At 40.7% G+C, this 14483-nt stretch carries 13 protein-coding genes; 6 read left to right on the plus strand and 7 right to left on the minus strand.

The window, feature by feature from the left end; genetic code table 11:
- Positions 1-18: 18 nt before the first annotated feature.
- On the minus strand, positions 19-1818 hold the full coding sequence (gene uvrC, locus B9T33_RS01110) for an excinuclease ABC subunit UvrC (RefSeq protein ID WP_086177115.1): 1800 nt from the start codon (positions 1816-1818) through the stop codon (positions 19-21).
- A 179-nt stretch (positions 1819-1997) separates the two neighbouring features.
- Between uvrC and B9T33_RS01115 the strand changes: the two genes are divergently transcribed.
- Positions 1998-3056, plus strand: a complete 1059-nt coding sequence (locus B9T33_RS01115; RefSeq protein WP_086177116.1) for an AAA family ATPase — start codon at positions 1998-2000, stop codon at positions 3054-3056.
- Between the two features lie 49 nt (positions 3057-3105).
- Here B9T33_RS01115 and B9T33_RS01120 read toward each other — a convergent pair whose 3' ends face one another.
- Positions 3106-4071, minus strand: coding sequence for a hypothetical protein (locus tag B9T33_RS01120; protein ID WP_086177117.1), 966 nt, complete (start codon positions 4069-4071; stop codon positions 3106-3108).
- Between the two features lie 103 nt (positions 4072-4174).
- Positions 4175-4582 (minus strand): PH domain-containing protein, encoded by a 408-nt coding sequence (locus B9T33_RS01125; protein ID WP_086177118.1) that lies wholly within the window; start codon positions 4580-4582, stop codon positions 4175-4177.
- A 620-nt stretch (positions 4583-5202) separates the two neighbouring features.
- Here B9T33_RS01125 and fadB point away from each other — a divergent pair.
- From fadB to B9T33_RS01145, 4 genes are all read left to right on the plus strand, one after another.
- A complete protein-coding gene (gene fadB, locus B9T33_RS01130; protein WP_086177119.1) occupies positions 5203-7356 on the plus strand; it encodes a fatty acid oxidation complex subunit alpha FadB in 2154 nt (717 codons plus the stop codon).
- A 12-nt stretch (positions 7357-7368) separates the two neighbouring features.
- Positions 7369-8541, plus strand: a complete 1173-nt coding sequence (gene fadA, locus B9T33_RS01135) for an acetyl-CoA C-acyltransferase FadA (protein WP_086177120.1) — start codon at positions 7369-7371, stop codon at positions 8539-8541.
- A 131-nt stretch (positions 8542-8672) separates the two neighbouring features.
- The gene (locus B9T33_RS01140; RefSeq protein ID WP_086177121.1) at positions 8673-9476 is read left to right on the plus strand and encodes a hypothetical protein; all 804 of its coding nucleotides are present in this window, start codon (positions 8673-8675) and stop codon (positions 9474-9476) included.
- Positions 9477-9890: 414 nt separating this feature from the next.
- Positions 9891-10610: a hypothetical protein gene (locus tag B9T33_RS01145; protein WP_086177122.1), complete on the plus strand. Its 720-nt coding sequence runs from the start codon at positions 9891-9893 to the stop codon at positions 10608-10610.
- Positions 10611-10757: 147 nt separating this feature from the next.
- Here the strand turns inward: B9T33_RS01145 and tehB are convergent, their stop codons facing one another.
- Positions 10758-11621, minus strand: coding sequence for an SAM-dependent methyltransferase TehB (gene tehB / locus B9T33_RS01150; protein ID WP_086177123.1), 864 nt, complete (start codon positions 11619-11621; stop codon positions 10758-10760).
- A gap of 312 nt (positions 11622-11933) precedes the next feature.
- Between tehB and B9T33_RS01155 the strand changes: the two genes are divergently transcribed.
- Complete coding sequence (locus B9T33_RS01155; protein ID WP_086177124.1) at positions 11934-12488, plus strand: hypothetical protein; 555 nt, start codon at positions 11934-11936, stop codon at positions 12486-12488.
- Positions 12489-12573: 85 nt separating this feature from the next.
- Here the strand turns inward: B9T33_RS01155 and B9T33_RS01160 are convergent, their stop codons facing one another.
- The 3 genes from B9T33_RS01160 to B9T33_RS01170 all read right to left on the minus strand — a co-directional run bounded on the left by B9T33_RS01160 (position 12574) and on the right by B9T33_RS01170 (position 14368).
- Positions 12574-12849, minus strand: coding sequence for a hypothetical protein (locus tag B9T33_RS01160; RefSeq protein WP_086177125.1), 276 nt, complete (start codon positions 12847-12849; stop codon positions 12574-12576).
- A gap of 81 nt (positions 12850-12930) precedes the next feature.
- Entirely contained in the window at positions 12931-13680 is a 750-nt protein-coding gene (locus tag B9T33_RS01165) for a hypothetical protein (RefSeq protein WP_086177126.1), read from the minus strand.
- A gap of 172 nt (positions 13681-13852) precedes the next feature.
- Positions 13853-14368, minus strand: a complete 516-nt coding sequence (locus B9T33_RS01170; protein WP_228145754.1) for a hypothetical protein — start codon at positions 14366-14368, stop codon at positions 13853-13855.
- Positions 14369-14483 lie beyond the last annotated feature (115 nt).

Here is a 14483-nt window from a genome sequence, read left to right on the forward strand (position 1 = left end):
TTTTATGCATGCTAGAGATTACTCATGCAAGATCTTATAAATTGTTCGCGCCATCACATCACCTAGGCCCGGAACCAATTTCAAATCATTTTCCGATGCTTTCAGCACCCCTTGAATACCACCAAAATGCGTGAGCAAATCACGTCGACGCTTTGGCCCAAGCCCCGGAATGACTTCCAATACGGATGAGCCGCGCTTTTTATCACGTTTGGCACGATGCTTGGTAATCGCAAAGCGATGGGCTTCATCACGTACCTGTTGGATCAAATGCAGGGCTTTATGATCTTCGGCTAATTGGATTTTTTCACCATCGGTAAAATGTAAGGTTTCCAAACCGGGTTTACGCCCCTCACCTTTAGACACACCCACCATAAAGGCATCAAGCCCCAATTCTTGCATCACGTCCATCGCCATATGCAATTGCCCTTTACCACCATCAATCAAGAGTAAATCGGGCAACATATGTTTTTTATAGCGTCGTGTCAGGGCTTGGCGCATCGCGGCATAATCGTCGCCTTCGGTAATATCATTAATGGCAAACTGACGGTAATCACGCTTCCTCGCACCGCCTGCATCAAACACGACACACGAGGCAATCGTCGCTTCACCCATGGTATGGGAAATATCAAAGCACTCTATACTGTCAATGGGACGACCCAACACTTGTTCGAGCTGATGGAAGCGTTCATTCAATTCAAAATGATCGGCGAGTTTGCCTTTAATGGCATGCTGTACATTCATCTGCGCCAGTTCTTGCCATTCGGCACGTGTTTCCCGAACTTTATATTTGATGTGAATTTTCTTTTCAAAGTGCTGATGTAATGCTTCTTCCATGTCTTCACGATCTGGAATATCCACATTAATAATCAGTTCGGCTGGAATCTCATCTGCAACCTGAAAATAGAAATTGGCTATAAAGTCCGAGAGCATTTGACCTAAATCATCGCCTTGCATATCGGGGAAATAACTTTTACCACCTAACATTTTCCCATTACGCACATGCATGATTTGCACGCAGGTCACACCTGCTTGATACGCGATGGCAATAATGTCTGCCTCGCCTTTGACTTTATAAATCGCTTGTTGTGTTTGAACATCACGCAGTAATGCCATACGGTCACGAAAGAATACTGCTTTTTCAAACTCAAGCACTTCAGCCGCTGCTTCCATTTTGGCAATCAATTCCTGATTTAACTCTTTGGTATCCCCTTGTAAGAAGCGAATCGAGTTATCGACATCTTCTTTATAGTCTTCAGGCGAGATTAACCCCACACATGGCGCGGAACAACGTTTGATTTGATATTGCAAACAGGGACGCTTACGCTGCGAAAAATAGCTATTTTCGCATTGGCGTACATTAAATAATTTTTGCAGTACCACCAAAGTATCACGAGCATTGTAGGCACTTGGATAAGGCCCAAAAAATTTCCCCGCCTGATGCTTGCCCTTACCACGACCTGCGGCAATACGTGGATAGGGCTTGTCAGCAGAAATAAAAATATACACATATGATTTGTCGTCACGCAGCATGATGTTATAGGGCGGACGATGCAGCTTAATTAAGTTTTGTTCGAGTAATAAAGCTTCCGTTTCAGAGCGTACCACCAAAGTTTCAATGTCATAAATTCGTGCAACCAACGCCTGTGTTTTTGGATGTTCAATATTTTTGACAAAATAGCTCGACACGCGATTTTTCAGATTTTTGGCCTTGCCGACATATAGCAGTTCACCCTCTTTACCCAGCATGCGATATACACCCGGTAAAGTGGTCATATGGGCCAGAATTTTTTCGATATGCTCGCGTGCGTTTTCGTTCACTACTGCCGTATTCCATCATCGTAATTGCTGTCTAACATGATGTGATGCTTTTGCCACCATTTTCAAGCAATCCGTTGAATTTAATCTCGCTCACAGCAATGATCTGATTGCTAAAAGCTATTATTGTAAAATCGGTTTTTTGCTATGCTCAAAGCTCTTTCACTTTTGGAACAAGATGAATGACGAATGCCAATCCTGCGATCCATATCGTAAATCCCACAACGTCTACGCATAGCGCCGCAGAAAAAAATCGAATGATTGGTAAGCCACGTTTTCATTTTGAACCGAATGATGTGATGCAGCACTTACGTGAACGCATTATTGGGCAGGAAGATGCGCTCAATGAAATTGAAAAAATGCTGCATGTCGTGAAAGCTGATTTTTCCAGTCCTGAACGACCACTGTCTGTGACCTTAATGCTTGGCCCCACAGGTGTCGGGAAAACGGAAACCGTCCGCCTAATCAGTGAAAAAATTTATGGTCGCCCCGATGCCTTTTGCCGTATTGATATGAATACTTTGGCACAGGAACATTATGCTGCAGCGATTACAGGTGCACCTCCGGGCTATGTCGGCTCTAAAGAAGGTCACAGCTTATTTGATGAAACTGCGATTGCTGGCAGTCATACTCGTCCCGGTATCGTGTTATTTGATGAACTCGAAAAAGCCTCAACTGAAGTGCTTCGTGGACTGATGAATGTACTCGACAGTGGTACGCTTACACTGACTGCTGGAACCAAAACCATTAATTTTAGAAACTGCATGATTTTTATGACCAGTAATGTCGGTGCGCAAGCAGCACAGCAATATTTGGACAAACTGAAATTTTTACCTCTAAAAATGCAGCAACTTTGCCTCAATCGAGTTCCGGTGAGTAGCATTATTGAAAAAGTCATGCAGCGTAAATTCGACCCTGAATTTATTAACCGCATAGATCGCATTTTGCAGTATCAACCTGTACAGGATAATGCTTTACCACGTTTGGTGGAGATTGAACTGGAAAAGCTCAACCTGCGTTTACAACATCAAAAGCGCAGTGTACAACTGACTGATGCAGCCAAAGCACATTTCTATCAAAACCACGATATCCGTTATGGCGCACGACATTTAGCACGGAAAATTCGTGTGGAACTAGAGCCGATTTTGGCAGTGTATTTTTTAAATCATCCCGATCAGACAGAGCTATGTTTAGATGCGCAACAAGGCAAATTGACGCTGCTTGCTGAGCCTCAAGCATAAAAAAGCATGCCGTTGGACATGCTTTTTCTTGATAGATTTTCTATGTGTTTTATTGAATTGGGCTATAGTTTTGAATGGCGGCAATAGCCGTGTCGTTATAGTAGCGACAATTATTATTGATGTATGTCGAAATCGCCATATAGTGATGATAATCCTGAGAATTTGGATCATATTTTTTTGCTCGTTTTAAAATACTTTGAGCTTCACTACTTTGTTCAAATGTACCAGCGTCAACCATGATTGATGCCTGATAGATCATATTTTGATAACCCACCACAACAATACGATCGATCTCACCATATTGATCGAAGACTTGAAACTTGGTCCATGGATAGTTATTCAATTTCCCCGTCGTTACACGTGTACTATAGCCATCCGCTTTCGCAGCCGTTTTCCAGTTTTGCAATAACTGCGGCATATAGCTATAGGGAATGTTTTTATAACCCGATGAGCTAAACAGGATATAAGGTTTATTTTCGACACGCTTTACTTCGTGATAACAAAATGAACCTGCAGGAAATTTATCTTCCACACCAACAAAGGCATAGAGTGAAGCGATTTTTTCATTGGCATAAATCGGGGTTCCATTCATGGCTTTAAAAAAGTTTTGAAAACCCGGATACACCCCGTCAAAGATCGAGACACCTGACAAATCAACTTTCTTTAAATATTCAGTGCGAGACGTATTTGGTGCATCAACAAAATTAAGCGTAAGTTCGTTAATTGCGCGAGTATCCGCCTTCATTTTGATATTGTTATATAGCTTATTTTCAGTCAGCAAATAGTCGCCATACCCCAGTTCTGTGACAGAACTATGTTTCGGCGCATTATTCACATAGGTCAGCGAGCGATAGTTCGTATAATCGAAATCAAAAGAATAGTAGCTTTGATTGACAACTGCAGGTTCAGGCTTTGGCTCCTCTGGCACAGCAGAGCTTTCTCCACCACCACCGCCCCCACATGCCACCAAACTCATTGTGACCAGCGTCATACCTAGTTTAATTTTTAAATTCATCTTTAATGTTCTACGTTATTTTGATTTTGTTTTCACAAGCATCTTAACGTGAACATTATTTCATCACAATCTTGGTGATCAAATAAATGCATTCCGCTGAAATTTAATTATTTTTCCCAAGCGCCTGTACAAATGCGTGCTGATCCTTCGGGGACACCATCACAAATGCAGGTTGCCCTGTTTTTAGATAATTAATTTTAAGACGTTTGATTGAGAGTGCAGGCGCTGCTGAAAGATCCTGACTAGGCGTGATCTGCTGAATATCGGTTAAAGGAATATGCCAACGCACAAACATACTTCGGATGTTTAAATGAGTTTCCGTGATTTGATAGCGGGTATTGAAGGGCCACCATAAAATTAAGACCGTTAACACGTATACCGTAGTATGCACAGGATATTGTGCAATGTTGCCCTTAGCTTGCATGGTCAATAATAGCTGAATCAGTAAGCCGCTCATGCAAATAATAAACGCCACCACCCACCAATCTTTTTTTGAACGAAATACTTGCATTTTATCCCCCATCTATTGCTTTTATTCTATACAGATTTTTCTGAATCACATGCTACTTTCAGGATAAATTTTACGACACGGATCAAGCAATTTTTCATAGATACATTTATTGCCTTACTGTTGAATTAATTTTTGATTCAATTTTAAAAAACTTCATTTCTACTTATTAACCAATGCATGCAAATTTAAATCCAAAGAATAAAACCAAAGATATTATTAACGCAGCCATGTATTTGGCTCAAATAAGCCCAGTAGAACACGACGTGTTATGAAGTCACGTCTTGAAACAGAATGTCCAATTGACCATTCTGCCGAAAATATACTTGCATTTTTGTTGAAAAATTTTGGAATTTCCCTATAAATAAAATGTTTTGATGCAAAAAATGCGAATTGAAACATAAACTTCAACACATTTCGCTATAACAACATCTAAAAGAACTGCTAACAAACCGTTTTCATGACGAAATTTTGATGACCCTAGCGTCACGGCTTGATACAACTTGTTATATTCTTTTTGGATATAGTTATCGTAAGATTAGCGAGGCAAAAAGTGTACGCAGGAAGCGCGTACTCGCTTCACAACATCAACTTAGAAGTCCTCCAAAATAAGGAGATCAGGCATGATCCACGCTGGCAATGCCATTACCGTCCAAATGCTTTCGGACGGAATTGCAGAATTCCGCTTTGACTTACAAGGTGAGTCGGTCAACAAATTTAACCGCGCTACGATTGAAGATTTTAAAGCTGCGATTGACGCTGTTAAAGCTAACGGTGATATCAAAGGTTTAATCGTAACTTCAGCGAAATCTACATTTATCGTAGGTGCAGACATCACTGAATTTGGTGCGAACTTCGCTCAAGGCGAACAAGCGATTGTGGATTGGGCTATGCCTGTTCACGACATCTTCAATGCGTTTGAAGATTTAGAAGTTCCTAAAGTTGCTGCAATCAATGGTATGGCATTGGGCGGCGGTTTTGAAATGTGCTTAGTGTGTGACTACCGTGTGATGTCAGAAGCTGCACAAGTTGGCCTTCCAGAAATCAAACTCGGGATCTACCCAGGTTTCGGTGGTACGGTTCGTTTAAGCCGTGTCATTGGTATCGACAATGCGGTTGAATGGATGGCAATGGCTGCGCCGAAAAAGCCAGCTGCTGCGCTAAAAGACGGCGCTGTAGATGCGGTTGTTGCTGCTGACAAACTACAAGACGCTGCAATTGACCTTGTAAAACAAGCGATTGCTGGCCGTGTAGACTGGAAAGCGAAACGTCAAGAAAAATTAGAGCCTGTTAAACTCGACATGCTTGAACAAATGATGGCATTCAACACAGCGAAAGGTGCGGTACTTGCAAAAGCAAACCCTGCACAATATCCTGCGCCAAAACTGCTTCTTGACTCTTTACAAGCAGGTGCAAGCCTTCCACGTAATGAAGCGTTGAAAATTGAAGCGCAAGGTTTTGCTAAAGCGGCGGTAACACCTCAAGCAGGTGCGTTGATTGGTTTATTCATCAACGACCAAATCGTGAAAAAAACCTCGAAAAAATATGAGAAAGGTGCTCATCCTGTAAACCAAGCGGCTGTTCTCGGCGCGGGTATCATGGGTGGTGGTATTGCTTACCAAGCGGCAAGCAAAGGCACGCCAATCATCATGAAAGACATTGGTAATCCACAACTTGCTTTAGGTATGAAAGAAGCAAACGGTTTACTGACTAAACAAGTTGAACGCAAGAAAATGAAGCCTGCTCAAATGGGTGAAACACTTGCGCGCATCCGTCCAACTTTAAGCTATGAAGAGTTTAAAGAAGTGGATATCGTGATTGAAGCGGTAACTGAAAACCCGAAAGTGAAAGGCATTGTACTTGCTGAAACTGAGCAGAATGTCCGTGACAACACGATCATTGCTTCGAACACGTCTACCATTTCAATTACACGTTTGGCTGAAAACCTACAACGTCCTGAAAACTTCGTCGGTATGCACTTCTTTAACCCAGTTCACATGATGCCATTGGTAGAAGTGATCCGTGGTGAGAAAACATCTGCTGAAGCGATTGCAACGACTGTTGTTCTTGCTCAAAAAATGGGTAAAACACCAATCGTAGTGAACGACTGCCCGGGCTTCCTTGTAAACCGTGTATTGTTCCCTTACTTCGGTGCATTCGACCTTCTACTTAAAGATGGTGCTGACTTCCAGCAAATCGACAAAGTAATGGAAAAATTCGGCTGGCCTATGGGTCCTGCTTACTTGATGGACGTTGTCGGTATCGACACTGGCGTTCACGGTGCAGAAGTGATGGCTGAAGGTTTCCCTGACCGTATGAAGCCTGACTTCAAAGGTTCAATTCAAACCATGTACGAAGCAAAACGTTTGGGTCAAAAGAACGACGTTGGTTTCTATAAGTACGAATTGGATCGTAAAGGTAAAAAAGCTAAAGTGGTTGACCCAACTGCGTACGAGCTTGTTGCATCTGTTGCAACTGCGGAAAAACGTGAATTTGACGCGCAAGAAATCATTGACCGTATGATGCTGGCTTTCTGTAACGAAACTGTTCGTTGCTTAGAAGACAACATCGTTGCGACTGCTTCTGAAGCAGACATGGCGATGATCATGGGTGTAGGTTTCCCTCCATTCCGTGGTGGTCCATGCCGTTACATCGACCAAACAGGTGTCGCTGAATACGTAGCGCTTTGCGATAAATATGCGTATTTAGGTAAGGCTTATGAAGCGCCGCAAATGTTGCGTGACATGGCTGCAAACAACAAAAAATTCTACGGTTAAGGAGCAACGTGAATGGCTACTTTAAATCCACGTGACGTTGTCATCGTTGATGGCGTACGTTCAGCAATGGGTAAAACCAAAAATGGTATGTTCCGTAACGTTCGTGCTGACAGCTTATCTGCTGAATTAGTTCGTGCGCTTGTTGCTCGTAACCAGTTTGATACCAATGAAGTTGAAGACGTAATCTGGGGTTGTGTAAACCAAACTCTAGAACAAGGTATGAACATTGGTCGTAACATTGCGTTATTGGCTGATCTTCCTAAGACTGTTGCAGGTCAAACGGTAAACCGTCTTTGTGGTTCGTCTATGCAGGCAATCCACACTGCGGCTGCTCAAATCATGACAGGTCAAGGTGATGTATTCATCATTGGTGGTGTAGAGCACATGGGTCACGTAGGTATGATGCACGGCATCGACCTTAACCCTGAAGCATCTAAGCACTATGCGAAAGCATCTAACATGATGGGCTTAACCGCTGAAATGTTGGGTCGTATGAACGGCATTACCCGTGAAGAACAAGATGCGTTTGGTGTTGAATCTCACCGCCGCGCTTGGGCTGCAACGCAAGAAGGTCGTTTCAAAAATGAAATCGTAGGCGTTGAAGGTCATGATGCCAATGGTTTCAAAATCCTTTGCGACGTTGACGAAGTGATCCGTCCAGATGCAAATATCGAAGCGTTCCAAGCATTACGTCCAGTATTCGACCCGAAAGGCGGTACAGTAACTGCTGCAACTTCTTCAGCTTTGTCTGATGGTGCTTCTGCAATGTTGCTTATGTCTGCTGAACGTGCTCAAGCGCTTGGTCTTAAGCCACGTGCTGTGATTCGCTCTATGGCAGTTGCAGGCTGTGATGCTGCGATCATGGGTTATGGTCCAGTTCCAGCAACTCAAAAAGCATTGAAACGTGCTGGCTTGTCAATTGCTGACATCCAAACGTTTGAATTGAACGAAGCGTTCGCTGCACAAGGTTTGTCTGTTCTTAAAGGCTTAGGCATTTATGACCAACAAGACCGTGTGAACTTGAACGGTGGTGCAATCGCTCTAGGTCACCCATTGGGTTGTTCTGGTGCGCGTATCACAACGACTTTGCTGAACGTTATGGAACAGCAAGATACGCAAATCGGTCTTGCGACCATGTGTATTGGTCTAGGTCAAGGTATCGCTACGATTATCGAACGTGTTTAATGTTTAGTTAAATACTGAGATAAAAAGAACCCCGCTTATTGCGGGGTTTTTTATTAAATATTTAATTAGATTATTAACATAATTTATGCATAATACTCATATAAATCAAACAAAATCGAACAAGAGTATCTATGAAAAATATTGTGCTACCACTGATCGCCAGTCTTGCATTTACAGGTTGTGCAACAACAAAAATCTCTGAAGAATCGCGCCAAAAATTAAATCAAACCCAAACCGCAATCCAAGTAAAACCAGTAGCGATTTTTGTGAACTCATGTCTTCTAACCAATGAATTAGGGAAGGATTTAGTGCTCAATGAGCCTACTAAACTTACAAGTGAAAAGTTTATTCAAACTTTTACGCAACAGTTAAACCAACATAATGTAACTGTCAGTACCTCTGCTACGCCATTTATTTGTGGTTCAATGCCTGAAGAACAGCTGAAAAATTATGAATTTCAGGTTGATAGCAATTCTAAAAGAGCGCCTATCAGTACATATCCCCTTCTAAATCAAAATAGCAATATGACTGATGATCAGCGTGCAGCAGCTTTTGCACTTACCCAGTTTATAGCCAAGACAGATGCTGTAAATTTAGCAAAGATTCAAAATAGAAATGCAAACCTAGATATGCCTCAGCTTGATGAAACAACTGTCAAGACTTTAAAAGAATGGGCAAATTCAAATTATATTTTTTTGGTTTCACTTGATGGCTTGAATGCATCTGTAGGAAATAAATTTGCAATGGGTGCCTTAAGTTTAGGTGTAACACTAGCAACGATGGGTGCAGGTGCTGGCATAGTTACAACATACATGCCTAAAGAAGGTCAGCAATACTCAGTTCGTCTATTAGACTTAGATAAGCAATCATTTGAATGGGCAAAAGCTGACTTACTTAAAGGTAGAATTTACTCTACAAATAACCATACATTATAAGCAGATCAGATCCTAAATCCTTTGTTTGAAACCAAAGTAAATTAAAATTAAGGATAGTCTCGGATATAAAGTTGCATGTTGAGTAAAATACTTTTCAGCATGCAACAATAGAGATTGAACATGAAAGAGCAATAACATGAATATTGAAAGTCATTTCTCCTTTTGGGATGAGGAGCATGCTCCGCAAGAGGATGAGGGAACTTTTTTATAGGGTCCTACCCTTAGCTATTCTTCATAAAAAGACCGGAAAATTTCATTTTAAAATAAACTTTGTTTAAATTTTTTTAGAAACACTATGCTAAACAAACGATATAAAACGTCTTAGCACATTTAAAAGTTAATACTTTAATCCTCGATTTTCAGAGCTTTTTGAATTATGGTAAGACCTTAAATATAATTTAATTATGTAAAACAATGATAAATAAACCGTTTAACTGCCTTTTAAAGATGAGTTGTTTGAGCAGTTTTATTTTCCTCACAGCTTGCGTTACAAATGATCAAATCGGTGAACACTCCCGTGATTTGTTTCAAAAATACGAAACAAAATATGTATGGAAAACGATCCTTGAAGACGATGTGATCGCATTTGGCAAACCTGCAAAAGCAATTCCGAATGAACCAATCGATAGCATTGTAGTAGCAGGCAATAAATACAGCTATCTGATCAATAAAGGTGGTGCTGATTTTATTCAACTGATTAGCCAACTTAATCCACAATACATACGTCTCCATCGAGAACTTGACTTTAACTCCCCAAGCCCTACCAGTACTAAATTTAGCGGAAGCTTTAAATTTTACTATGCACCTCCCAATGGAACACTAAGTCCTACAGAAAGTGCATTATTTAAAAAATATGGCGTAGCACCATGTGATTGTTCAAAGGTAGAACAACAGGGTCACCTCTTTGACTTAGAAATTGCAGGTACGGTTTACCCAAAAGTTGAGAATGCTGCAGATTTAAAGCCCTTAAGCCATCCATATAAAGTCCGTATCCAGTATTATGAAAACCAAAGTGGTTATGTGAAAATGTCAGGGCAGGAAAAATTAGCAGAATTACCACTGTTACCGTTAACACTCACGATTGACGTCATTCAATTGCCTTTAAAAGCTTTAGGCATTATTTATCAGCCTTAATTACTTATTTGGGCACATTTTATTACTCTATCTAAATATAAATGCTGCTTAACTAGCTCAAAAAATGGATCCAATTTTTCCGGTATTGAGTAAAGCAAGTGTTGAGTTATGCCCATCCCTTCAACTCAACATCCTAAAATTCTAGACTTAAATTTTCTGCGCCAACAAGGTCGCAAAATGCTGCTTAATCCGATTTCCATCAGCATCTACCCGATGCAACTCCCCGACATTTTCATTGTATTTCACAATATTCCAGCCCTCGTACAAAGCATTTAACTCCCCTGCTTTAAAGGCAAAGGGAAAGTCAGGCTGTGCAGGAAGATCAGGCGTATCCATTGCACAGACTATCAGGTTATAGCCATTGATATTTGTGGCTTGCTGCATCTGCTGAATGAGCGGTTTCACCGTTTGAGCTTCTAAAAACATCATGACCACGGTACAGCAAATAAAGTCATATTTGCCTGTAATGCTTGGGTCTGCATTAAGGTCACGTTGCTGTACATCAATATGCTCTATGCCCTCTGCGCTAATAATCTCTTGTAACTTTTGCAAACTACGTGGATTTACATCCCAAGCATCGACCTGATAGCCCTGCTGATTTAAATACAGGCTGTTACGTCCCTGACCACAGCCCACATCTAAAGCCAATCCGCCTTGTAAATACTGTATTGCCTCAAGAATTTCAGAATGCGTTGGGCTGAGTTGGTACTTCTTATAAAAATAATCCTGTGGTGTGCAATAGAATTTGAGCTGACATTGGACATCATCACTGGCAGAAACAATTTTGTGCCACGCCTGTGGCTCAATAAATGGTGGTTGCTGGTCAACGCTAAACACATGCTCAGACAAGACATTTCCAGACTCATCCAACATAGCAAAGTTAACTTCACCCTGTAGTACAGTCAGTTTTGCCCATGTCTCCGCTTTGGTATTGTGCTGATTTTTAAAGCCTTGCGGGATTGTTTGCTGTGACCATACTGGAAGTTCTTTATAACAAATAAGCTGCTGCATTTGATCTATCCCGTGTGCTGTTGTACTGATCTTTTTAGATGGAGTTATGTGATGTATTCGAAGCGTTCTAACTTAACCATATCGGTTTTAGCCTGCTTTTTAAATCTAATTTTTACAGGGTCTTGCACCAAAGATGCGAATACAGCCTGTTGATCTTTGTTTTTGTCCGTAACACCATGTTATTTGTTTGTAACATTAGTGGAATATTCACACATACGAAGCCGTCAACCTGTGCGTTGTAACCTATCTCTTATTGATAAGGCATAAAATTTACAATGCCTTATTTTAACTAAGTTTTATAGAGTGATGACTATGAACACAATCAAAACTACTTTAGCAATCGCTTTAGTTGCTGCGACTTCTTCTGCTATGGCTGCAACTGCAGTTGAACAAAAACCTGTTACTGTTGCTGATGTTGCAAAAGCACAAGTTGCTCAAGCAAAAACTGCGACTGTAAATGCTGCTGAAACAACCAAAGCAGCTGTTGTCGCTAAAGCAGTGAATGCAGAAAAAGCAACTGAAACAAAAGCTTTAACAATCAAAGAAACAACAACTGCTAAAGCTGTAGCTGCAAAAGCAGCGGTTGTTGAAAAAACTGAAGTGGTAAAAGATGCAACTGTTGCAACTAAAGACGCTGCTGTAGCAAAAACTGTAGCGGCTAAAGATGCTACTGTAGCTAAAACTGTAGAAGCAAAAGAAGCGGTTGTAGAAAAAGCAACTGACGCTAAAGAAGCTGTTGCTGAAAAAACTGAAGTTGTAAAAGCTGAAGTGAAAAAAGACTGCGCTAAAAAATGTGCGAAGCAAAAAGCTGAAGCTGCTAAAGCTGAGAAAAAAGGCTTTTTCTCTTGGTTCAAAAAATCAGCTTAAGCTGTAAATAAATAGGTTTAATCTTCGATAAATCTGTCAAAAAGTGCCTCATAGTAGGCACTTTTTTTTGTTCATACTGCTGAATTTATATAATCGATAACTGCTCACGTAGCCACGTCATATATTTTTCTTCATCCATAAAGTCTGGTGCACTGCCCGTGTCCAAACTGTAAAATTGCTGGTTAAACTCAATCACAATTTGTTCAGTCATATACCAATCTTCAATCATTCGAAAATGCTGACTAAAGAAAAATCGGTTCTTACCCCAGTTATTTAAACTCTCTAAACGCGGATATTGACCATTATTTAAAAAATCGCTGTAGACCTGTTGTATATCGGCAAAAATCTGAATCGTTCGCATGTTGGCTGACCTCTGTCAATGATGCAAAAGCTTGCTTCACTTTAATTTAGTCCGCCAAGTTGAAAGTCTTATGACAGTTTTTTAAAGTTTTTGTTTCAACTCAGAGCGATTCTTTTGACGAATCTCATCCATGTGGGTATTCAGCTGCAATATCTCTTTATATAACTGATTAAACTGTTTTAATGGCGCATCTTCATAGAACATAAATAGGTTATTTTTCTTTTCCCATTTATTGTCTTGAATCACTTTAAATATTTCATCAGCCTTGGCTAAACTTTGTTTTTCCAATTCAAATAAAGCATGTGATTCATCACTGTCTCGACTCTCACGTAAACTTTGTGCAATTTGCTGACGAAAAACATTTTTAACAGGTAAATGTTTGGCCTGTTCTAATGCATTTTCTTCTTGCTGTGTGGCTTTTTGCTCATAGGCATCGACTACGGCATGCACTTGTTGCAGCATTTGCTTGGTTTCTTGATACTGATTTTTCTTGTCTGCAAGCAAACGATCTATATCGAGAAATTTGTCCCAGTTTAAAGCTTTTAAATCCCGCACATATTGATTGCGTGATTCAGCACGTTGTATCATCTGACTCAATATAAAGTCAGACATCACCTTATAATCACCCGTTAAACGCGCATCAGTGACATCAACCTGAATAGGTTTATCCCAATGCTGTGCCTGCTGAAAAATTTTCTCGGTTTTTTCCATTAAAACGGTTTGATAGGTTTCAAGTTGTGCGACTTCTTTTTGCTGCACAGAATACTGGTAAAACATCCAACCAAAGACTAGCACCGTGGCGCAGCCTAAAATAACAAAGATACGTGGCATCGCTCGCTCCGAATCCCCTTTTACTCATCATAACCAAAAACAAGAAAGATGGCGATTAAATAGACAATTTCAAGATTTAAGTCATGTCACTTAAATATAGCTTGCATATAAAAAAGGAAATTCATGCATAAAGCATGAATTTCCTGATGGTGTTTAATTGCAGCGAAAACAATCAAGGTGAAATATTTGGATTAGTATTCAACTGACGGTCAATTATGCCGATGTTGATTTGTTCACGGCTAATTTGCACATTGGTTGCATTACGGTCGATCCCAAAGGGTTGCAACATAATATATAAACCATTGCGCGGATCAGAAGATTGTAAGCCTGCCGCAATATCTAAAACATGCTGCTGCATTAAAGGTGAAAGATTGGACATATCAGGCATCGCAGCGCTAGGTAACACATCCAAATTTGAAACAATGGTTGCGTCTACACCTTTATTTTGAGTATCGCGTTCGATCTTCATCACCCGTTGTTGTAGGGCTTTACGGCTATCGACTTGCTCTTGATATTCAACAATACCAGTTTCTGCACGCATTTCACGGTCTGCCATGACAGTGAGAGCAGGCATTTGGATGGCTGGCTCTGTGCTTTCTTTCTTTTTGGTCGCTGCGAAGGCAGAAGAAATAGTTAAGACAGAGCTAATAAAGACAAGAGCGGAAACAGATTGAGGGAGAGTCATCATGTTTAATTCCGGACATTCAAACAGAGAAAAATGCACAAAAAGCATCCTTGAAGTGCCTTTATTGTACAACATTTAAGCACTCTTCTTCTGTTACGCCCGATAAACGGCATGGAAC

This window comes from Acinetobacter sp. ANC 5054 (genome assembly GCF_002135295.1).
Classification (GTDB): domain Bacteria; phylum Pseudomonadota; class Gammaproteobacteria; order Pseudomonadales; family Moraxellaceae; genus Acinetobacter.